General features: G+C 73.3%; 17 protein-coding genes. 10 read left to right on the top strand and 7 right to left on the bottom strand.

Features of this window, described 5'->3' with window-relative positions; genetic code table 11:
- Position 1: 1 nt before the first annotated feature.
- Positions 2–2,347, bottom strand: coding sequence for an alpha-N-acetylglucosaminidase (locus ACFWTC_RS26255; protein ID WP_384028721.1), 2,346 nt, complete (start codon positions 2,345–2,347; stop codon positions 2–4).
- Positions 2,348–2,446: 99 nt separating this feature from the next.
- Positions 2,447–4,135, bottom strand: a complete 1,689-nt coding sequence (locus tag ACFWTC_RS26250; RefSeq protein WP_383932157.1) for a ricin-type beta-trefoil lectin domain protein — start codon at positions 4,133–4,135, stop codon at positions 2,447–2,449.
- A gap of 194 nt (positions 4,136–4,329) precedes the next feature.
- Between ACFWTC_RS26250 and ACFWTC_RS26245 the strand changes: the two genes are divergently transcribed.
- Together ACFWTC_RS26245 and ACFWTC_RS26240 are read left to right on the top strand one after the other, a co-directional pair.
- Complete coding sequence (locus ACFWTC_RS26245; protein WP_383932159.1) at positions 4,330–4,971, top strand: TetR/AcrR family transcriptional regulator; 642 nt, start codon at positions 4,330–4,332, stop codon at positions 4,969–4,971.
- 14 nt (positions 4,972–4,985) lie between these two features.
- The gene (locus ACFWTC_RS26240; RefSeq protein ID WP_383932161.1) at positions 4,986–5,927 is read left to right on the top strand and encodes a serine/threonine dehydratase; all 942 of its coding nucleotides are present in this window, start codon (positions 4,986–4,988) and stop codon (positions 5,925–5,927) included.
- 12 nt (positions 5,928–5,939) lie between these two features.
- On the opposite strand, the gene ACFWTC_RS26235 is transcribed toward ACFWTC_RS26240, so the two are convergent.
- Positions 5,940–6,404 carry a universal stress protein gene (locus tag ACFWTC_RS26235; RefSeq protein ID WP_383932163.1) on the bottom strand — a complete coding sequence of 155 codons (465 nt, stop codon included), beginning with the start codon at positions 6,402–6,404 and terminating at the stop codon, positions 5,940–5,942.
- Positions 6,405–6,594: 190 nt separating this feature from the next.
- Between ACFWTC_RS26235 and ACFWTC_RS26230 the strand changes: the two genes are divergently transcribed.
- The 8 genes from ACFWTC_RS26230 to ACFWTC_RS26195 all read left to right on the top strand — a co-directional run bounded on the left by ACFWTC_RS26230 (position 6,595) and on the right by ACFWTC_RS26195 (position 17,411).
- Positions 6,595–6,960, top strand: coding sequence for a hypothetical protein (locus ACFWTC_RS26230; RefSeq protein ID WP_383932164.1), 366 nt, complete (start codon positions 6,595–6,597; stop codon positions 6,958–6,960).
- A 591-nt stretch (positions 6,961–7,551) separates the two neighbouring features.
- Complete coding sequence (locus ACFWTC_RS26225) at positions 7,552–8,787, top strand: ABC transporter substrate-binding protein (protein WP_384028719.1); 1,236 nt, start codon at positions 7,552–7,554, stop codon at positions 8,785–8,787.
- A gap of 176 nt (positions 8,788–8,963) precedes the next feature.
- On the top strand, positions 8,964–9,857 hold the full coding sequence (locus tag ACFWTC_RS26220; RefSeq protein ID WP_383932168.1) for a carbohydrate ABC transporter permease: 894 nt from the start codon (positions 8,964–8,966) through the stop codon (positions 9,855–9,857).
- A complete protein-coding gene (locus ACFWTC_RS26215; RefSeq protein WP_383932170.1) occupies positions 9,854–10,729 on the top strand; it encodes a carbohydrate ABC transporter permease in 876 nt (291 codons plus the stop codon). Before ACFWTC_RS26220 ends, ACFWTC_RS26215 begins: the two co-directional genes overlap by 4 nt.
- Positions 10,730–10,816: 87 nt before the next feature.
- A complete protein-coding gene (locus ACFWTC_RS26210) occupies positions 10,817–13,840 on the top strand; it encodes an alpha-mannosidase (protein ID WP_384028717.1) in 3,024 nt (1,007 codons plus the stop codon).
- A gap of 209 nt (positions 13,841–14,049) precedes the next feature.
- Complete coding sequence (locus ACFWTC_RS26205; RefSeq protein WP_383932174.1) at positions 14,050–16,071, top strand: FAD-dependent oxidoreductase; 2,022 nt, start codon at positions 14,050–14,052, stop codon at positions 16,069–16,071.
- Positions 16,072–16,165: 94 nt separating this feature from the next.
- Complete coding sequence (locus tag ACFWTC_RS26200; RefSeq protein ID WP_383932176.1) at positions 16,166–16,579, top strand: PaaI family thioesterase; 414 nt, start codon at positions 16,166–16,168, stop codon at positions 16,577–16,579.
- Positions 16,580–16,958: 379 nt separating this feature from the next.
- Positions 16,959–17,411 (top strand): SRPBCC family protein, encoded by a 453-nt coding sequence (locus ACFWTC_RS26195; RefSeq protein ID WP_383932178.1) that lies wholly within the window; start codon positions 16,959–16,961, stop codon positions 17,409–17,411.
- 400 nt (positions 17,412–17,811) lie between these two features.
- Here ACFWTC_RS26195 and ACFWTC_RS26190 read toward each other — a convergent pair whose 3' ends face one another.
- The 4 genes from ACFWTC_RS26190 to ACFWTC_RS26175 form a co-directional block, all read right to left on the bottom strand.
- On the bottom strand, positions 17,812–17,982 hold the full coding sequence (locus ACFWTC_RS26190) for an epoxide hydrolase N-terminal domain-containing protein (RefSeq protein ID WP_383931381.1): 171 nt from the start codon (positions 17,980–17,982) through the stop codon (positions 17,812–17,814).
- 141 nt (positions 17,983–18,123) lie between these two features.
- Positions 18,124–19,713, bottom strand: coding sequence for an alpha/beta fold hydrolase (locus ACFWTC_RS26185; RefSeq protein WP_383931378.1), 1,590 nt, complete (start codon positions 19,711–19,713; stop codon positions 18,124–18,126).
- A gap of 243 nt (positions 19,714–19,956) precedes the next feature.
- Complete coding sequence (locus tag ACFWTC_RS26180) at positions 19,957–20,481, bottom strand: hypothetical protein (protein WP_383931375.1); 525 nt, start codon at positions 20,479–20,481, stop codon at positions 19,957–19,959.
- A 199-nt stretch (positions 20,482–20,680) separates the two neighbouring features.
- Positions 20,681–21,751 (bottom strand): SCO0930 family lipoprotein, encoded by a 1,071-nt coding sequence (locus tag ACFWTC_RS26175; RefSeq protein ID WP_384028715.1) that lies wholly within the window; start codon positions 21,749–21,751, stop codon positions 20,681–20,683.
- Positions 21,752–21,789 lie beyond the last annotated feature (38 nt).

Raw genomic sequence — 21,789 nt, 5'->3', positions numbered from 1 at the left:
ATCAGCGGGCGGCCGCCGCCGGGAGGAACGCCGCGACGCCCGCGGCCAGGGCGTACGGGTCCCCGCTCGGCCGGTCCGGGTGCCGGGTGGTCCGCCGGGCCCAGGCCTCCTCCTCGGCGTGCCAGTCGATCTCCCGCGGCGCGGTACCCCCGACGAGCGCCTCCTCCAGCGAGCCGAAGTACAGCTCCCACCGCGGTCCGTACAGCTCCGAGACCAGACCGCTCCACTCGCGGTTCGCGTAGTCGTGCAGGAAGCCGCCCTCGCTCGTGCCGCGCCGGCCCCACACGCTCAGGATCGAGCGGGCGTCGTACTCGTACCGGTCCCGCTCGGCCTCGTCGGAGCCCCGGGAGCGGGCCGCGCCCAGCCAGCCGCCGAGCAGGAAGTTCGGGTCGGATCCGATCAGCTCGTCCAGCCGGTTCTCGGCTCCCCGCCATTCGGCGGTCAGCTCGCGGAAGCCGTCCAGGTCCTTGGCCTCGTACGCCGCCTTGATCTTCGGCAGCAGCACCCGCGAGTGGTTGGCGAGCGCCTGCCGCGCCGTGTCCACCAGGTCGAAACGGTACGCGCTGGACCCGCGCAGCCGCGGATCAACCCGCAGCAGGTGGTCCAGGGCCTTGCGCACCGAACCGGCCGGGTAGCGCATGGACTTGGGACTCCAGTACGCCGCCCCCACCGCGGTCAGGCTCGGCCGGGCGGTGAACAGGCTGTCCTGGGACTCCGACCACAGCCCCGAGGAGGTGCTGTACGGCCCCGTGCGCAGCTCCTCCCAGGCCGCGGCGGCCGCCGCGTCGGGGCGGCCGTACCGGCGGGCCGCGAAGTCCGCGAACCACTTCCGCTGGTCGACCGGCCCCGGCTCCCAGGCCAGGTCGGTGAAGAGGTCGAACGCCGCCGGGTTGGTCCCGGTGGCCTCCGGGAGGTAGGCGGTGCCGCTGAGCGCACTGCCGCTCTTGGCGCGCCAGGCGGGGAAGCGCTCCAGCCACACGGAGGTGTTCGCGCCGACCGTCGTGTGCCCGCCGAAGTTGTAGATGGTGCCCATGGCGTACGGGGCGCCGCCCCAACGGGTCTCGCGGTCCAGGCGGTTGTAGCGGTCGGAGAGCCCGTCGAGGATCAGCAGCTTCGAGGTGTCCACCCCGGCCAGCAGTTCCGCCGTCGGGTCGTCCTGCCAGCCCAGGACCGCCCACACGGCACCCGGATGGGCGGCGTGCAGGGCCCGCTGGATCGCCCCGGCGGCGGACCGCACGTCCACCGCCCCGGTCTGCCCGCCCTCGTGCAGCGGGCTCATCCGGTACATCGTGCTGTCCCCGAACACCGCGCGCTGCTCCGCGTAGTACGCGGCGGCCAGCTTTCCGAACGCCGCAGTGGCGGGGTCCAGCCAGTCCGGCCGGTCGAAGCCGGCCCAGTCGCCCTGCGGCACGGTGCCGGCGCCGGGGTTGCGCGCGGTGAACTCCGGTGGGACCGTGCCGAAGTAGCCCGGCAGCACCGGCGTCATCCCCAGCCCGCGCAGCTGCTCCGCGATCCGCCCGCCCAGCGCGGCGCGTTCGCGCATCAGCCGCTCCGTGACCGGGCCGCCGAAGCCGCTCAGGTTCTGCAGCAGCCACCAGCTCTGGTGGCCCGGGCCGGGGATCCACGCGCGCAGCTCGGCGGCCGAGTAGCCGAAGCCCTGGAGCGCCCGGTAGTACGGGTACTCGGCGCCCACCTGTACGAACACCTCGTTCACCCCGTGCAGGGCGAGCAGGTCGATCTGCCGCTGGTGCTCCTCGAAGCTGCGGTACGGGCCCGCGTACCCGTCGTCGGTGTCGTTCAGCGCGTACCGGTGCGGGACGACCGCGCTGCGGGTGACCGGCGCGGGGACGGCCGGCAGCGTGGCGGGCAGCATGCCGATGCTGTCGCCCGGCCAGCCGATGTCGACGCCGGCGACGTGCTGGAGGTACCAGCCGACGCCGGTGAGCAGGGTGGCACCGGTGGAACCGCGCACGGTGACCGCGCCAGCCGCACCGGAGACCGTGAAGGTGTCGGCCGCGGCGCCGGTGTCGGGCACCAGGGTGAACTGCCCGGCGTGGCGCGGCAGCAGCCGCCCCAGGGCGGCCCGCGCGGGAGCGGGGTCGAATCTCCGCGGCCGGGGCGCGCCGGTCCGCGCGCCCGCCCGTACGGCAGCCCGCACATCGGCGCGTACGCCAGCCTGCGCATCGGCCCGCGCGGGCGGTCCGGCTCCCGGGGCGGCCGCCCCGGGAGCGGCTCCCGCGCACAGCAGGGTCAGCAGCGCCGCCGGCAGCGCGGCGAGGGCGACCGGGCGGGGCGGCGGAAGCCGCCGCCCGCCGGGTGGCGTCGGGTTCGTCGTCGGCTGGGTCATCCGCTCGGCCATCCTCGGGGTCGTCCGCTTCCTCGTCCGCTGCTCGTCCGGCCCGGCGGCCGGCTGCTCGTCCGGCCCGGAGACCCGGTCCGTGCGCGATCAGACCGGCAGGGCCCAGGCCTGGTCGACCCGGTGGTCGCCGCAGGCCTCCAGGCGCAGCCGCTCGGCGGGGGCGTCCGGGGTCGCCGCCGCCGCGGGCGACGTCAGGCACAGGCCGCTCGCCGCGTCGGTCAGGGTTCCGGCGCGGTCGTGCGTCCACTCCTGGCCGGGCTCCCGCGACTGCCGGGGCGCGCAGGCGGCCAGTTCCACCAGCCCGTCCCCGCCCGCCGTCAGGCACTTGCCGGCCAGCCGCAGGGTGTTGTCGCGGCCCACCGTCCACCGCTGGTCGGGGGCGCCGGTGCAAGCGGCCATGACCACCGCGCCGACGCCGGTGGTGCTGGCCCCGTCGGTGCACTTGGCGGCGCCGCCGACGACCTGTCCCGTCGGGACCGCCTCGGCGCAGCCGCGCGGGGTGAGCCGCCACACCGCGGTGTCGTGCGCGGCCAGCCGCCCGGTCAGCGCGTCCGGCACGTTCCGGCGCTCGCCGCTCCACAGGTCCTTCGCGTCGGCGCTGCAGCCGGACAGGCCGACCTCGTCGAGCGGCACGCTGATGTCGCGGGCGCTGCCCGAGCGGTTGAGGACGGCCACCGCGCGGTCGCCGTTGGCGAGGTCCCGCGTCAGGATCTCGAAGGTGGCGTTGGAGGAGACGACCGCGCCCTGACGGCCCAGCGGGTCCTGGTCCAGCTCGATGAGGTCGGTGTTCCCGAGCGCGGCGAGGCCCTCGGGCGTCAGCTCGGACACCTGCGAGGACAGGATGAACGGGGCCGCCATCATGGCCCAGAGGGCGACCTGGCTGCGGCCCTCGGCCGCGGTGAGCCCGGGGGCGCCCGCGATCAGGAAGTCCGGGTCGTTCCAGTTGCCGGGACCGGCGTACCGGCCCAGCCAGCGGTTGTAGCCGTAGTTGCCCATCACCGAGCTCCAGCGGGAGGTGGCGGGCGCGGCCGGCTTGTACACCTGGATGTCTCGGCCCTCGCGCCACAGCTGGCCGGTCTCGCCGACCCAGCCGAGCACCCGGTGCCAGTCGGCGCCGCCCCACTCGCCCTGCTGGAAGTAGGCGGGCGCGGAGGCCGACAGCACCATGTCGCGGCCGCTCTCGCGCAGCCCCTTCGCGACGGCGTGGTAGGCGTCGCGGTAGGCCTGCTCCTTCGTCGTCCCCGGCGGCACCCAGAGGTTGCAGCCGTCCATCTTGACGTAGTCGACCTTCCAGGAGGCGAACTGCCGGGCGTCCTCGGCGTAGTGGTCCGCGCCACCGCCCTGGGGGGAGCCGCTTCCGGGGTACTTCTCGCAGGTGAGGTACCCGGCGTCCTGGTAGATGCCGAACTTCAGGCCCTTGGCGTGCAGGTACTCGCCGAGCCAGGCCATGCCGTGCGGGAACTTCTCCGTGTCGACGACCAGCGCGCCCTGCGCGTCGCGGCTCTTGGTCATCCAGCAGTCGTCCACGGTGACCGTGTCGTAGCCCTTGGCGGCGAGTCCGGTGGACACCAGGGCGTCCGCGTTCGCGACCACCGTGGCCTCGTCGATGTCGCACATGTAGTGCGCCCAGTTGTTCCAGCCCATGGGCGGAGTGAGCGCGAGCGGGGTGTCCGAGGTCGCGGTCGGCTCGGCCGCCGCGGGGGCGGGGGCGAGCGCGAGGGCGAGCAGGGCGGCCGCTGTCAGGCAGGGGAGCGTCGCACGCAGGCGAGGCGGCACGGAGACTCCTTGACGTGGGGCTGTCGTGGACGTGGGGCTGTCGTGCGCCCAGTGCAGCGGCGTGGCTACCCCCTGTCAACGCATGTCGATGGTTATCGCACAATGACCAGCAATATGGCCGCAGTCGGCATCACGCGAAGGAGTGACGGAGCCACGCCGACAGATGAGATACATCGTATGTTACGGTGTATCTCATGCCGAGACGATCAATGGCCCTGGACCGCGCGACACCCGAGGTGATCGCCGTGGCCGCCCTGCGCGTCCTCGACGAGCACGGGCCCGAGGGCCTCAGCTTCCGCGCGCTCGCCGAACGGCTCGGCGTCTCGCACGCCACCGTCCAGCGCCGCTGCACCGACCTCGCCGGGCTGCTGGACCTGTGCACCGAACACCTGGCCGCCCAGCTCCCCGAGGTTCCCGCCGGCACGGACTGGGCGCAGGCCACCGAGCAGCGCTTCCGCGCGCTCTACCGGCTGCTCGTCGCCCATCCCGGGCTGCTGGTGCTGCGCGGAGGCCGGCCCTGGCTCGGGCGGCAGCTCCTCGCCCGGCTCGTCGAGCCCGCCCTCGCCGACAGCGTGGCCGCGGGAATGACGCCCGCGGAGGCGATGACCGCGTACCGCCGCATGTACCTGCTCACCCTGGGCAGCGCCGCGTTCGTGGACCACCGCGACCCGGAGGGGGCCACCGCCGCCTCCCGCGCGGCCCTGGCCGCGCTGGACCCGCAGGATTTCCCGGTGCTGTCCGGCGGCCTGGCCGACGTACTGCCGCCCCTGACGGACCACGAGGTCTACCACGGCGCCCTGCGCCAGCTCATCGACGCCGCCCGGCCCACCTCCTGACGGGGAGACCTCCCATGCATCCGGAACAGCAGCTCGACTACGCGGCCGTACGCGCCGCCGCCGACCGGATCGCCGGCGGCATACGGCCCGTCGCCGTGGCCCCGGCCGCCGACGGGGTCTGGTACGCGCTGGAGCACCTCCAGCACACCGGCTCCTTCAAGGCCCGCGGCGCCCGCAACTTCCTCGCCGCCCACCACCGCGCCGGCACCCTCCCGGCCGCCGGCGTCACCATCGCCTCCGGCGGCAACGCGGGCCTCGCCTGCGCCTGGGCGGCCCGCGCCCAGGCCGTGCCCGCCACCGTGTTCCTGCCCGCCAACGCACCGCGCGTGAAGGTGGAGCGGCTGCGCGGCTACGGGGCCGCGGTGCGGCTCGTCGGCGAGCGGTACGCGCAGGCCCTCGAAGCCTGCCGGGAGTTCGCCGCCGAGAGCGGGGCCCTGAGCAGCCACGCCTACGACCACCCGCTCATCGCGGCCGGCGCCGGAACGCTGCTCGACGAGATCCGGGCCGCGCTGCCCGGGCTGGACACCGTGGTCGTCGCGGTCGGCGGCGGCGGACTGTTCGCCGGAGTGGCCACCGCCGCGCGCGAGCACGGCGTACGGGTGATCGCCGCGGAGCCGGAGAACTGCCGGGCGCTGAACGCAGCCCTGGCCGCGGGCCGGCCCGTGGACGTCGAGGTCGACTCGGTCGCCGCCGACTCCCTCGGTGCCACCCGGGTCTCGGCGGACGCGCTCGCGGCCGCCCGGCAGGGGAACGTGCGGTCGGTCCTCGTCCCGGACGCGGCGATCACCGCCGCCCGCCACTCCCTCTGGGAGGAGCACCGCCTCGTGGTCGAGGCGGCCGCGGCCACCGCCGTGGCGGCGCTCCGGGGCGCCCCGGAACCGCTGGGCGAGCGGGTCGCGGTCATCCTCTGCGGGGCCAACACCGATCCGGGGGACCTGGTGACCCCCGGCGCGTGAGGTGAGGTCCCGTCAGCCGGCGGGCGTGCCCGGGGCGTCCGCGCGCACCACGACCACGCTGCTGCCGGCGTACTGGACCACCTGCTGGCTCACCGAGCCGAGCAGCGCGCCCTTGATGCCGCCGTAGCCGCGGCTGCCGACGACCGTCAGCTCGGCCTCCGCGGACGCGTCCACCAGCACCCGGGCCGGCGCCCCGTGCTCGACCCGGCGGAAGACGGGCACGCCGGGCGAGGTGCCCACGGCCTCCGCCACCGTGTCGGCCAGCTTGAGGCGGGCGGCCTCCTCGGCGGTGACCAGCTCCGCCCGCGCCACGTCCGGGGCCACCCCGAACGGGTTGGTGTTCCACTCCCAGCTCATGACGGCGTGCACCCGGGCGCCGCTGGCCTTGGCCTGGCGGACCGCCCAGCGCAGGGCCTCCTTCGAGTGCTTCGAACCGTCCACGCCGACGACGATCAGCGGCAGGGCGGGCTCGCTCATGGTGCTTCCTCTCGGTCCGTCCGGATGATCCCTTCTCTCCCTGTATACACGGGAGAGGGGGGGCCGACCTCGAACGACGATCGTCGCGCGGGCCGACGACTTTCGAGGACGGTGCCGGGTCCCCGCCCCCTGCGAAGGTCGGAGCGTCACGGTGAACGGCACCGGACGCGGCACGGCATGGAGGAACGGCGTGGCTCAGCGCAAGGGTTGCCTGATCGGGTGCGGCATAGCGGCGGTGGTGGGCGTCGGCGTCATCGCGGCCCTGGCCTTCGGGGCCACCAAGATCCTGGACGCCGCGGACAAGACCCTGCTCGACCCGAAGGTGTACGCGGCGGCCGAGGTCGGCCGGCCGGAGCAGGAGCTGCGCGACCGGCTCCCTTCGGGCGAGACGTTCATCAAGTCCAGCCTCAAGGACGGCGGTCCCGCCGAGCCGGCTGGCAGCACGTGCTCGTGGTACCTGTCCGACGGCGATCCGGTGGGCGGCACGGAGACGGTGTTCCGCTTCTGCTTCAAGGACGGCAAGCTCGCGGAGAAGGTCCAATACCTCATGAAGTAGGACCGCCCCACCCCGTACCTGCACCCCGTACCCGTACCCGTACCCGTACCCGTACCCGTACCCGTATCCGCGCCGCGCCTGGTATGCCGCCGCGAGCGGCGTCCGCCGGGCCGGGTCGGGGAACGCCGGTGTCCCCGGCCCGCTCAAGCGGGCGGAGTGGAAGGAGCGGGGTAAAGCGGTTTCGCCGCGCGGGTAAAGCGCATTAGTGCCCGCCGGCGTCAACCGTCGACAAGAAGTCAAAGTGCGATGGTGCGGCAGGTGTCGGCGCCCTGTCGACACCCTGCTCGGCTGTCCTCGTACTAAAGCGCATCAGCGCAGTTCGAGGCGGTGTCGGAGGGGGTTCCGGAGGGGGCTCGGCACCCTTTCCCCGAAAGGGGGACCCGGAGGCCACCGGCCATCGGGACCTCCGCCTCGTTGACGCGATCCCGCTTTCGGACGACCGTGGTCACCGCCATCCGGCAAAGGGGCCGGACTTCTGTGAAGGCGGCGACGATGATGCGATCGAAACCGACCCGTACCGCTGTCGCCATGCTCGTGGCCGGCACACTCCTGTCGACTTCCGCGTGCGGTCTGAGCGGTGGAGCCGGAGAGGTGGACGAGGCGGAACGGACGGGCAGGGTGTCCGGCGAGATCAGGTTCCGCACCCTCCAGCTGAAGCCCGGGTTCACGTCCTACGTGCAGGGCGTGATCGACGCCTTCGAGGACAGGTACCCCGACGTCGAGGTCACGTGGGAGGACGTCCCCGGCGACGGCTACAACGAGAAGCTCGTCGCCGACGCCCAGGCCGGCGCCCTCCCGGACGTGGTCAACCTCTCCACCGACTCCTTCCAGCTCCTCGGGGACCGCGGCATGCTCGCCGACGTCGCCAAGCTCGACGGGGCACTGGCCGAGGACTACGTGCCAGGCGCCTGGGAGCAGTTCAAGCTCCCCGGCAAGGGCGACGCCGTGTACGCCTACCCCTGGTACGTGACCCCGGAGATCCTCACCTACAACAGGGAGCTCTTCGAGCGGTCCGGCCTGGACCCCGCCAAGCCGCCCACGAGCGTCGAGCAGTTCTTCGACTACGCCGAGCGGATCGCCGCCGGCTCCGGGGGCCGGTACGCCGCCTTCATGGCCGATCCCAAGGGCCGGCTGCCCGGGGACTGGCAGAAGATGGGCGTGCCGATCCTGAACGAGCAGCGGGACCGGTTCACCTTCGACACCGACCGGGCCGTCGCGTGGGTGGAGCGGATGAAGGACCTCTACGCCAAGGGCGCCATGCCCCGGGAGTCCCTGCTCACGTCCGCCGACATCAACCAGCTCTACGGCAGCGGCAAGCTCGTCTTCGGCCCCGGCTCCCCGGGCTTCGTCAAGGACATCAAGCAGAACGCCCCGCAGGTCTACGCGAACACCCGGGTCGCCGGGGCCGTCACCGGAACGCTCGGCCACATCGGCATCTACGCCCAGTCGCTCGGCATCAGGAAGGACACCGCTCACCTCGACGCGGCGGCCGCGTTCGCCGCGTGGGTCACCAACGGGCCCAACCAGGTGGAGTTCTCCAGGAAGGCCACCATCTACCCGTCCAACGCCCGGGGCCTCGCCGACCCGCTCTTCTCCGACCGGGGCGACGGGAAGGACGCGGAGACGGTCGCCCGCGCGGTCGGCGCCGAACAGCTGAAGAGTGCCGCGCTCGACGCCAACACCCCGGTCCAGTGGACCAACCAGGTCGGCGACGCCGTCGTACGGGAGGTGCAGAGGGCCATCAAGGGCGAGCAGGACCCCCGGTCGGCGGTGCGCAGGGCCCAGGAGGAAGCGAACCGGCTGCTCGCCGACGCGACCGCCGGATGACCGCGGCGGGGGAGGCGGGACCGAAGGCGGTGGCGGGACCGGTAGCGCCGCCTGGACCGGAAGCGGCGCCGGGGCCTGGAGCGCCGCCGGGAGGGAAGGGTGCGGCGCCTGGAGGGAAGGGTGCGCGCGCCGCCCGCAGGGACGAGGCACGGCGGGGCAGGCGCGCGAAGGCGGCCATGGAGGCCGACACGGGGCTGGTGCACCGCTCGTGGTGGACCCCGTACCTGTTCCTCGCGCCCGGCCTGGTGATGGTGTGCCTGTTCAGCCTCTGGCCCTTCGTCAACACCGTCGTCCTCTCCTTCACCGACGCCCGCATCCTGCGCGGCGGCACCTTCGTCGGCTTCGCCAACTACACCCGCGCCTTCGCCGATCCCGACTTCTGGGTCGCGGCCGGCAACAGCGTGCTGTACCTCGTGGTCGTCGTGCCGTGCCTGGTCTTCCTGCCGCTGGCCCTCGCCGTCCTCGTCCAGACCGAGATCCCCGGCATCGGCGTCTTCCGCTCCGCCTTCTACACCCCGGTGATCGCCTCGGCCGTGGTCGTCGGCCTGATCTGGCAGTGGGTGCTGCGCAGCGACGGGCTGGTCAACACCGTCTTCCGGAGGCTGTCCCTCGTCTCCGAGCCGATCCCGTTCCTGACCGACAGCACCATGCTGCTCGTCTCCGCGATGATCGTGACGGTGTGGAAGGGCCTCGGCTACTACATGGTCTTCTACCTCGCGGCCCTCGGGAACGTCCCCGCCTCGCTCCACGAGGCGGCCGCGCTCGACGGCGCCGGCACCGTACGCCGCTTCCTCAGCATCACCGTCCCCCAGGTGAAGCCGATGATGCTGCTGGTCGCCACCCTCTCCGCCATCTCCGCGCTCCGCGTCTTCACCGAGATCTACATCCTCGGGGGCGAGAGCGGCGGCCCCGGCGGCGGCTCCCGCACCCTGCCCTTCCTCATCCGGCAGGTCGGCCTGGGCTTCGCCGGGGAGACGGGCTACGCCTCCGCCCTGTCCATCCTGCTGTTCCTCCTGACCCTGGTCTTCAGCCTGCTGGGCCGCCGCCTGTCGAAGGGGGACGAGAGGTGAGCGCACCGTCCCCTCCCGGAAGCCGGGCGCCCCAACGCTCCCGCGCCGACCGCAGGCGCCGGTGGATCGGCCGCACCGGCCGGTACGCGACGCTGCTGGTGACGCTCGCCGTCATGCTCGGACCGATCGTCTGGCAGTTCCTGACCTCGATCCGCGGCCGCACCGAGAACGTGTACGACGGGGTGCTGCCCTCGCAGCCCACCCTCGACAACTACGTCCGGGTCGCCGAGTCCTTCCCGCTCCTGCAGTACACGGGCAACACCCTCGTCGTCGCGGCCCTCGCCGTCGCCTCGAACACGCTGTTCGCGGCGATGGGCGGGTACGCCCTCTCCCGTGCCGCGTGGAAGGGCCGCAAGGCGGTGTTCACCGTGCTCGTGGCGACCCTGATGTTCCCGTTCGAGTCCGTGATGATCTCGATGTTCCTCACGGTCCGGGACATGGGTCTGGTCGACACCCTCATCGGCGTGTGGCTCCCCGGGGCCGTGTCCGTCCTCAACATCATGGTCATGCGGGCGGCCTTCCTGGCGGTGCCCAAGGAGGTGGAGGAGGCCGCGGTGCTGGACGGCGCCAACGAGTGGACCCGCTTCACCCGGGTCTTCCTGCCCTCCGTCAAGGGAGCCCTGGCGGTCGTCTGCATCACCAGCTTCATGGGCGCCTGGGACGACTTCCTGTGGCCCCTGCTCGTCCTCACCGACAGCGACCACTACACCCTGCAGCTGGGGCTGAAGACGCTGGCCGGCGCCACCACCGTGAACGACCAGCGGCTCATCGCCGCCGGTGCGATGGCGGCGCTGATCCCGATGATGCTGCTCTTCTTCGCCCTCCAGCGCTTCTTCTTCAAGGGCGTGGGCGACGGAGCGGTCAAGACCTGAGCCGCCGCCCCCGCCCCGCCCTCGCCCCGCCTCCGCCCCCCGTCCCGTCCGCCCTCCGTACGCATCCGCCTCCCTGGAGCAGCCGTCATGCACGACGACCGCAGCATCGCCGAACACCGCCTCCGCCGGGTCCTCAAGGAGCGCATCAAGCCCGCCGTCCACACCCGGCCGGTCCCGCTGGCCGTGGAGCGGTGGGAGGCCCCCGGCGAGCCCGTCCCCGTCGCCGAGGGACTGGCGGCGGCGTACGGGCCCTGCGCGGTCGGCGACGCCTGGGGCCCCGCCTGGGGCACCACCTGGTTCAAGGTCACCGGCACCGTACCGGCCGAGTGGGCCGGCCGTACGGTGGAGGCCGTCCTCGACCTCGGCTTCGACCGGATGATGCCGGGATTCCAGTGCGAGGGCCTGGTCCACCGGGCCGACGGAGCCGAGGTCAAGGCGCTCAACCCCGCCAACGACTGGGTGCGCGTCGCCGACCGGGCCGAGGGCGGCGAACGAGTCGAGTGGTACGTCGAGGCCGCCTCCAACCCCGTCCTCGTCGACCACGCCGCCACGTACGAGGGGGACCGGCAGACCAGCGGCGACCAGCCGCTCTACCGGCTGGCCCGGATGGACCTGACCGTCTTCGAGACCGAGGTCTGGGAGCTGGTCCAGGACCTGGAGGTGCTCTACGACCTGATGACGCAGCTCGGCACGGGCGACGCCCGCCGGTACGAGATCCTGCGCGCCCTCGACGCGGCCCTCGACGCCGTGGACCTCGGGGACGTGCCCGGCTCGGCCGCGTCCGCCCGTACGCACCTCGCCGCGGCGCTGGCGGCGCCCGCCCACGCCTCCGCGCACCGGATCAGCGCGGTGGGCCACGCCCACATCGACTCCGCCTGGCTGTGGCCGCTGCGCGAGACGGTCCGAAAGGTCGCCCGCACCGCGTCCAACGTGGTCGCGCTGATGGACGAGCACCCCGAGTTCGTGTTCGCCATGTCGCAGGCGCAGCAGCTCGACTGGATCAAGACCTACCGGCCGGAGCTGTTCGAGCGGATCAAGAAGAAGATCGCCGACGGCCGGTTCGTGCCCGTCGGCGGGATGTGGGTCGAATCCGACACGAACATGGTGGGCGGCGAGGCCATGGCCCGCCAGTTCCTCTACGGCAAGAAGTTCTTCCTCGACGAGTTCGGCATCGACACGCACACCGTGTGGCTCCCGGACTCCTTCGGCTACACGGCCGCCATGCCGCAGATCGTCAGGCTCTCCGGCTCCACGTCGTTCCTGACCCAGAAGATCTCCTGGTCCCAGGTCAACGCGTTCCCCCACCACACCTTCCGGTGGGAGGGCATCGACGGCACCCGCGTCTTCACGCACTTCCCGCCCGTCGACACCTACAACTCCGACCTGGGCGGCGCCCAGCTGGCCCACGCGGCCCGCAACTACCGCGAGAAGGGCCGTGGTTCGCGCTCGCTGGTCCCCTTCGGCTGGGGCGACGGCGGCGGCGGCCCCACGCGCGAGCACCTCGCCCGCGCCCGGCGCCAGCGGGACCTGGAGGGGTCCCCGCGGGTCGAGATCGAGCGCCCCGACGCCTTCTTCGAGAAGGCCCGCGCCGAGTACGGGGACGCCCCCGTCTGGGCCGGCGAGCTCTACCTGGAGCTCCACCGCGGCACCTACACCTCCCAGGCCAAGACCAAGCAGGGCAACCGGCGCAGCGAGTCCCTGCTGCGCGAGGCCGAGCTGTGGGCGGCCACCGCCGCGGTGCGGGAGCCCGGGTACGCCTACCCGTACGAGGACCTGGAGCGGATCTGGAAGACGGTGCTCCTGCACCAGTTCCACGACATCCTGCCCGGGTCCTCCATCGCCTGGGTGCACCGCGAGGCGCGCGCCACGTACGCGGGGCTGGGGGAGGAGCTCCGGGGGATCACCCGCGCCGCGCAGAGCGCGCTGGCGGGGGCGGGCGACCGGGAGCTGGTCTTCAACTGCGCCCCGCACGCCCGGCGCGGCGTCCCCGCCGGCGGCGCCGGCCGCCCCGCCGGGACCGGAGAACCGGTCACCGTGGAGGAGCGGCACGGCGGCGGACACGTCCTGGCCAACGGGCGGCTGCGGGTGGAGTTCGACGGCCGGGGCCTGATCGTGTCGGCCTACGACCTCGAAGCCGGCCGGGAGTCCGTCGCGCCGGGCGCGGCCGCCAACCTGCTCCAGCTCCACCCCGACTTCCCGAACATGTGGGACGCCTGGGACATCGACGCGTTCTACCGCAACAACGTCACCGACCTCGTGGACCTGGACGCCCTGGAGGTCACCCGGGACGGCCCGGCGTCCGCCACCGTCCGCGTCACCCGCTCCTTCGGCTCCTCCTCCGTCGTCCAGTCGGTGACGCTGCGCTCCGGCGCCAAGACGGTGGACATCGTCACGGTCGTGGAGTGGCACGAGACGGAGAAGTTCCTGAAGGCCGCCTTCCCGCTGGACGTGAAGGCCGAACGGTCCGCCTCCGAGACGCAGTTCGGGCACGTGTACCGGGCCACGCACATCAATACCTCTTGGGAGGCGGCCAAGTTCGAGATCTGCGCCCACCGCTGGATCCACGTGGAGGAACCCGGCTGGGGCGCGGCGCTGCTCAACGACTCCACGTACGGGCACGACGTGACCCGCGACGTACGGCCCGACGGCGGCCAGACCACCACCGTACGGCTCTCCCTCCTGCGGGCCCCGCGCTACCCGGACCCGGAGACCGACCAGGGTTCCCACACCCTGCGCTTCTCGCTGGCGCCCGGCGCCGGCATCGCCGACGCGGTCCGCGAGGGCCACGCGCTCAACCTGCCCGAGCGCACCCTGACCGGCGCCGGCCCGGTGGCGCCCCTGGTGGCCGTCGACGACGACGCGGTGGTCGTCGCGTCGGTCAAGCTCGCCGAGGACCGCGGCGGCGACGTGATCGTCCGCCTGTACGAGTCCCGGGGCGGCCGGGCCCGGGCCACCCTCGCGGCCGGCTTCCCGCTCGCGGCGGCGGTTGAGAGCGACCTGCTGGAGCGGCCGCTGGAGGGAACGGCGGTCGGCCCGGCCGCCCCGGCGGGTACGGTCCCGCTGACACTGCGCCCGTTCCAGATCGTCACGGTCCGCCTGCGCCGCGCCTGACGGGGGCGCGGCGCAGCCGGGGCGGCCCGCGGGGGAGGCCGTCCCGGCGGCGCCGCGGCCGTGAACTGCGCCACAGGGGCCTCGGCCCGGGCCCGTGGTTGCGGGTCCGGGCCAGGGGGAACGTCCGCATTCGGTTATGCACCTAGTTGCAAAACCGGCCCCGGCTCGCTAGAACAGGGTCATCACCCCCGCGCGAGGAGGCGCCCCCCATGTCGCAGAGCCGGTACCCGCACCTGTTGAGCCCCCTGGACCTCGGTTTCACCACGCTGCCGAACCGCGTGGTCATGGGCTCCATGCACACCGGCCTGGAGGAGCACGAGGGCGGCTTCGAGCGCCTCGCCGCCTTCTACGCAGAGCGCGCCCGCGGCGGGGTCGGCCTGATCGTCACCGGCGGCATCGCCCCCAACGACGCCGGCCGCCCCTTCGAGGGCGGCTCCCGCCTCACCACCGAGGAGGAGGCGGCCGAGCACCGGGTGATCACCGAGGCCGTGCACGCCGAGGGCGGGAAGATCGCGATGCAGATCCTCCACTTCGGCCGCTACGCCTACCACAAGGACCTGGTCGCCCCCAGCCCGCTCCAGGCCCCGATCAGCCCGTTCGTCCCGAACGAGCTCACCGACATCGAGGTCGAGCGCACGGTCGAGGACTTCGTCCGCGCCGCCCGCCTAGCGAAGCTCGCCGGCTACGACGGCGTCGAGATCATGGGCTCCGAGGGCTACCTCGTCAACGAGTTCATCGCGGCCGCGACCAACCGCCGCACCGACCGCTGGGGCGGCGCCTACGAGAACCGCGTCCGCTTCCCGCTGGAGATCGTCCGGCGCACCCGCGCGGCCGTCGGCGACGACTTCATCATCGTCTACCGCCTCTCCATGCTGGACCTGATCCCGGGCGGCTCCACCCTCGACGAGGTCGTCCGCCTCGCCAAGGAGGTCGAGGCCGCCGGCGCCACCATCATCAACACCGGCATCGGCTGGCACGAGGCCCGCATCCCCACCATCGCCACCTCCGTCCCGCGCGGCGCGTACACCTGGGTCACGAAGCGGCTGATGGGCGCGGTGAGCGTCCCGCTCGTCACCAGCAACCGCATCAACACCCCCGAGATCGCCGAGGAGCTGCTCGCCGACGGGCGCGCCGACCTGGTCTCCATGGCCCGGCCCTTCCTCGCCGACGCCGACTTCGTCGCCAAGGCCGCGGCCGGCCGCGCCGAGACCATCAACACCTGCATCGGCTGCAACCAGGCCTGCCTGGACCACACCTTCAGCGGCAAGATCACCAGCTGCCTGGTCAACCCGCGCGCCTGCCACGAGACCGAACTGGTCCTCGCGCCCACCCGGCTGAAGAAGAGCGTCGCCGTCGTCGGCGCCGGTCCCGCCGGGCTGGCCTGCGCAGTCTCCGCCGCCGGCCGCGGCCACGCCGTCACCCTCTTCGAGGCCTCCGGGCACATCGGCGGCCAGCTCGACGTCGCCCGCCGCATCCCGGGCAAGGAGGAGTTCGAGGAGACCATCCGCTACTTCGGCACCCAGCTCGTGGAGAGCGGGGTGGAGGTCCGCCTGAACACCCGCGCCGACGTGCGGACGCTCGAAGGCTTCGACGAGGTGGTGGTCGCCACCGGAGTCTCCCCCCGGACCCCCGGCATCGAGGGCGTGGACCACCCCAGCGTCGTCAGCTACCTCGACGTGCTGCGCGACGGCGCCCCGGTCGGCGAGCGCGTCGCCGTCGTCGGGGCCGGCGGCATCGGCTTCGACGTCGCGGAGTTCCTCACCGACAGCGGCGAGGGCGCCTCCCAAGACCCCGCCGTGTACTTCCGGCACTGGGGCGTGGACACCTCGTACGCCGGACCCGGCGGGCTCACCGCCCCCGAGCGGCCGGCCCCGCCGCGCCAGGTGCACCTGCTCCAGCGCAAGACCACCAAGGTCGGCGCGGGACTGGGTACCACCACCGGCTGGATCCACCGCGCGGAGCTCAAGCACCGCGGGGTCGTCTCCGTCGCCGGGGCCTCCTACGACCGCATCGACGACGAGGGCCTGCACATCACGGTGGGCGGCGAGCAGCGCCTCGTACCCGCCGACACCGTGGTCCTGTGCACCGGCCAGGAGCCGCGGCGCGACCTGTGGGAGGCGCTGCGCGAGGCGGGCGTCGAGGCGCACCTGATCGGCGGCGCCGACGTGGCCGCCGAGCTCGACGCGAAGCGGGCCATCCGCCAGGGCACGGAGCTGGCCGCCGGCCTCTGAGCCGCAGGGCCTGCGACCGGGAGATCCTCCCGGGGATGATCCTTCGCGCTCCAGGGTGTTGTGGCGGCCGGGTCCCGGCCGCCACAATCTCCTGGTGACGCTGACACCGGCAGACGCAGAGAAGATCCTCGCCGACCACTTCGCCCCCTGGGTGCTCTCCCTCGGCCTGACCGTCCAGGAGACCGGGGAGCGGCACGCCGTGCTGCGGCTGCCCTGGTCCGACACCCTGGCCCGGGACGGCGGCGGCCTCTGCGGACAGGCCCTGATGGCGGCCGCCGACACGGCCACGGTCATCGCGCTGTCCGCCGCGCGCGGGGAGTACGGGCCGATGACCACCGTCCAGCAGTCGACCAGCTTCCAGCGGCCGGTGGTCGGCGTCGACGTGCTGATCCGCGTACGGGTCACCAAGCTCGGCCGGCGGATGGCCTTCGCCGACGTCACCATGACCCCCGAGGGCGCCGACGAGCCGGCGGCGACGGCCTCCACGGTCTACGCCCTGCTCGGCTGAGACCCCTCCGGCGCCGCTGGTGGCGCCCCGGTGCCGCCGCGTCAGCTCCCGGCGGCGACCGACGCGGCCGGCCCGACGCCCGGGAGGCGTTCCGCCCGGGCCCAGAGCCGTGCGTTCGCCGCCCGCTCCCGGGGCCCGGCGGGTGATCCGGGCCTCCGTGGTGGGGCCGACCGGCCCGAAGCGTCCGCCGGGTCCGTAGTAGCCGCCCGCCGCCGCGTCCGGGCTCGTAGCGGCGCCGGGACTTCGGCGCCACCCTGCGCGCGGGACGCTGGAGGTGCTGCCGTCCGGCCTGTTGGCGCGCTCCTGAGCCGCACCTCTGCGATCGTGGACCACATTGCGGATCGCGCCGCGGACCGCACGGGTCGCACGAGGAGTGGACATGTCCGGACAGTTCGAGGCGAGCGTGGAGATCGACCGGCCGATCGAGGCGGTCTTCGCCTACCTCGCCGACGGGCGCCACGACCCGGAGTTCAGCCCGCGGGTGCAGAAGATCACCAAGACGCCCGACGGCCCGACCGCCGTCGGCACGGTCTTCCGCAGCACGGTCAAGGACGCCGGCATGAAGACCGGCCGCGAGTTCCGCATCACCGCGTACGAGCCGCCGGGCCTGATCCGCTGGACGGAGCAGACCAAGAACCTGGTCACCGCGTCCGGCGGCTACGACCTCGAAGCCCTCACCGGCGGCCGCACCCGGGTCCGGATCTTCAACGTCCTGGAGGGTCACGGCATCGGCAAGCTGCTCGTCGGCCTGGCCGTGAGCGCGGCCCGCAAGGACGCCCCTGACTTCGGCCGCCGCATCAAGGCGGCGGCCGAAGCCTCCCTCGCCCCCTAAGGGGTGTCGTGCTCCCGCGGTGGGCGGGGTGCACCGCGCCCGCCCACCGGGTGCACCGCGCCCGCCCGTGTGACCAATGTGAACGTCCGTGACGGGTACGGCTGGTGGGGTGGTCGCCGCCGTGGTGGGCAGCAGCGCGGAGCCGGCGGCCGAGCCGGCGAGGAGCAGGGTCGAGCGGCGCGTGATCACGATCCACCTCGGGACGCGGCGAAACCTGCGACCACCCACCGTAGTTGGTCCGGCGGTCCGCTCAGCCCGCGGGCGCGGACCGGTAGGGGCGGAAGAACGCGCGCAGTTCCTCCGCGTACAGCTCGGGTCCCTCGAACGGGGCGAAGTGGCCGCCGCGCACCGGCCCGGTGACGCGCACGACGTTCGCCGTGCGGTAGTCGAACCCGTCCGCTCAGTACGCTACGACCTCGCGGAGATACGCGAGGTCGGTCCCGAGCGACCAGCCGGCCTCCCGGAGCGAGTCCGGCCATCGCGTCGCGCGCAGCCGCGCCCGGAGGTCCTCCAGCGCCGCGGGCGCGGTCTGCGGGGTGAACGGCACGGGGCGGGGCAAAGCGTCCGGCATGGGGCGCATGCCAGTGCGCCGGTCCCCGCCCGCCCGGTGACGGCGCGGACCGGGCACCGCCCGCGGTGGCGCCGACCGAAGCACCGCCCGCGACGGCGCGGACGGTGCCCGGTCCGCGGTGCTCCGCGGTGTGCCGACCGGTCAGCGGGTCAGGAACCGTTCGGGCCCGGCCGGGAACGGCACCTGCTTCGACGGGTTCCGGGAGAGCCGCTGCCCGGGGTCGGCCGGCGGGCTCTGGCAGGTCACGTCCTCGGCGGGCAGCCGACCGGTGGACAGGTAGCCGTTGACCACCGGGTTGACGCAGGAGGCGGGGTCGATGAGGTACACGGCGTGGCCCTCACCGCCGGCCGCCAGCACCATCCGCGAGCCCTTGAGCGCGCGGTGCAGGCCCTGGCCGCTGGAGAGCGGGGTCTGCGAGTCCCACTCGTTCTGCACCGTCAGGACGTTCGCCCGCTTGTTCATCGGCGTGGCCGACTCGACCGGCCGGTCCCAGAAGGCGCACGGCTTGATGTTGGACGCCATGTCCCCGTACAGCGGGTACTTCGCCTTGTCCTTCGCCGCGTCCCGCGCGTACTGCTCGGTGTAGCGGGGCCAGGCGCCCGTGTCCCCGCACAGAACCGACCACAGGACGGCCGTGCCGTTGTCCGCGACCGGCTGCGGGTCGGCGGCCCGGCCGCCGGCGATCAGCTTCCTCAGGTCCGGCGCGGCCTGGCCGCCGGGCGGGAGGGTCCCCTCGGCCGCGGCCTTGAGCTGCTTGACGATGGCCGAGGCCTGCGCCGGGTAGAAGAAGACGGCCCGCGCCGCCCGGATGTCGACGCCCGTGAGCTTCGTGCCGAAGTAGTCGATCGGCTCCCGGTCCGCGCGCGCCACCAGAGCCCAGAACGTCTCCGACACCGCCCCGGGCGTCGTGCCGAGCCCGTACTGGTCCGAGCGCTCGGCCGCCCACCGGGTCCACCGCTCGTACGCGGGCTCTGCCTCGGTCGCCCACACCTGGATCATGCCGCGCCAGATGCGCTGCGGGTCCACACCGCTGTCCAGGACGAAGCGGTCGGTCCGCTGCGGGAACATCTGCGAGTACACCGCGCCGAGGTAGGTCCCGTACGAGTAGCCCACGTACGAGATCTTCCGCTCGCCGAGCACCGCGCGGATCGTGTCCATGTCGCGCGCCGTGTTGCGGGTGGTGATGTACGGGATCACGTCGCCGGACTTCTCGCGGCACTTCTCCGCGACGGTACGGGCCCAGGCCACGTCCGCCGCGTACGTCTCGGGCCGGTACGGCCGGTCGATGGCCTCCTCGGCCGGGGTCAGTCCGCAGGTGATCGGGCTGCTCCGGCCGACGCCGCGCGGGTCGAAGCCGATGAGGTCGTACCGGTCCCGCACGTCCTTCGGCATCAGCTCGTTCATCACCACCGGGTCGTGGAGCCCGCTGCCGCCCGGCCCGCCGGGGTTGAGCAGCATGACGCCGTGCCGCTTGGCGGGGTTCCCGGTCTTCAGCCGGGATATCGCGAGGTCGATCGTGCGGCCCTCGGGACGCCGGTAGTCGAGCGGGACCTTCAGAGTGGCGCACTCGAGCGAGGCCGGCTGGTCCTGCGCGCAGCGGTGCCAGGCGGGCTTCTGCTTCAGGTACGCCGCCTCCGGGGCGGCGGAGGCCTGTGTCGCGCCCAGCAGGGGAAGCGCGGTCGCGATGAGACCGGCGGTGGTGAGCAGTGGTGCGAGGCGTTTCAGACGCACGGGCGGTTCCTCAGGGTCGGGAATTCGATGAATTCGCGTACCCGTCCACCTTGTTGCATGCATCAGCGGGGCCGAATCATCCCGAAGGGTCGGTCCCTGTGCGCCTCATGAATGAGCTGAAATCCGGACAACTGGCCGACACGCCGTGTTCGTTGTGCGGGACCGCCGTGCGGGGGAGGCTTCGCGCCGGCGTCGTGACGAGCCGGTACGGGTCCGGGCGAGCCACACCGGCGCCGTGGTCCGTCAGTGGTCCGTGTGGTCGGCGCCGTTCTCCAGGGAACCGCCGATCCGGCCGCGCAGGCCGCCCAGGGCTTCCGCCGACTGTGCGGTGACCACCCACCGGTCGCCGACCAGGTAGAGGCCGCCGTACGCCTGCGCCTCGGTCAGCCAGGAGCGCAGGCCCTGTTCGGCGGCGAAGGTGGCGATGCGGAAGGGGCCCTGCGTGCTCTCGCAACCGCCTTGGCGCAACTCCTCGGCCTGCACGCTGACTTCGGCCGCGCATCCGATGGCGGCGGCGATCTCCTCGATCGTGGTGGAGGGGGTCCCGGGGGAGGGCGCGCCGGACGCGGGCCCGGTCTTCGCCGCCGGGTGGGCCGAACCGTGCCCGGCCCCGGGGTGCGCGGCCGAGGCCCCGGAGCAGCCGGCGCTCAGCAGCGTGGCGCAGACCGCGGCGAGCGCCGCGAGTGCGTGCCGCGGCCGCCGGATCCGGCGGATCCTGCGGATCCTGCACGGTCGGATGTCGTCGCGCTGCGGGTCGGTCCTCGGCATGGGTACCTCATCGGCTGGTCGGAAGGACGGCCGCGGTGCCCCGGGCGCGGGGAGGTCGCCCGGGACACCGCGAGTAAGGGGTGCGGGATCGTCCGGACCGCCCTTTCGGGTCGGGCCCGGCCCGCGAGCGACGGCCTGGGTGCTGTCGTCCAACCGGCCCAGACCGCTCGGGGATGCTTCGGGATCAGCGCGGGCCGGTCTAGCTCACGGCCTTGGCCTTCTTGCCCTTCTCGGTCACGGCGAACCAGAGGCCCTGCTTGTTGTGCCCGGTGATGTCACCGGCTTCCTTGTCTCCGGTGAACGAGTAGACGGGCCAGCAGTCGATCGTCAACTGCTCGCTCCCGTCGGGCCTTTTCACCGTCCCGATCAATTCGGCGGCAATTCCCTTGACCTTCGTCTTGTCGACCGGCTTGGCGGGCTTCCAGGTGTCCAGGCAGGCGCCGACGCAGCCGATTTTCATCGGCCATGCGCTGTCCTTGTCGAACCGGTAGAGCGTCCGCCCCTCCGCGTCGGCGACGATGGTGCCCAATACGGCATTGGCGCGGGCGGAGAGCTCGATCGCCGCTTCCTTCTGCTTCTCCTCGGACGCCTCCGGTGCCGGGGCGGGGGCGGGGGCCGCGCCGGTGCCCGATCCCTGGCCCTCCCCCTTTCCGCCCGCCGCGGCCGGCTTCCCGTCGGCCCCCAGGACGTGCCAGGTGCCGCCGACGCCCTCACCGAGCGTGTCCCCGGGCTTGGTGTCCTTCGCGTAGCGGTACACGGGCCACCCCGCGAGCGTCAGCTGCCGGGTGCCGTCGGCGCGGGCGACCGAGCCGAGCAGGCCCGCGTCGATGCCCGCTCCGGCCTTGGCGTCGTCCGCCGCCACCGCGGGCCAGACCTTGGCGCAGTCGCCCTCGCAGTTCGACTTGGGCGGCTTCGGCGTGTCCTTGTCGAAGCGGTAGAGCGTCAAGCCCTCACCGTCGGTCACCGCGGAGCCGAGCCCGGGGACGTCCCGCAGCTTGAGCTCCCCGGCCGGACCGGCCTTGGCGGCCGCACCGGCCGCGTCGGGGGTGACGCTGCCGTAACCGGCGCCAGCGCCAGCGCCAGCTCCCGCCTCCAGCTCGGCCCCGTAACCGCCGTTCGAATCGTTGGCCGATCCGAGCTGTTTACCGGAGCCCGCCGGCTGTACTGCACTCGCATTTCCGGAGGACGTGTCGGCGGCCCCGCACCCTGCGGTCAGCAGCAGTACCGCTACCGCCGATCCGGCGATTACTCCACGACGCCTTGTGTTCACGATCTCTCCTTCAATTCGGTTCCGTGTTCTCGTGCCTT

Origin of the sequence: Streptomyces sp. NPDC058619 (assembly GCF_042717785.1) — a bacterium.
GTDB lineage: Bacteria > Actinomycetota > Actinomycetes > Streptomycetales > Streptomycetaceae > Streptomyces.
The sequence above is the reverse complement of the archived record's forward strand: the minus strand, read 5'-3'. Positions and strand labels throughout refer to the sequence as shown.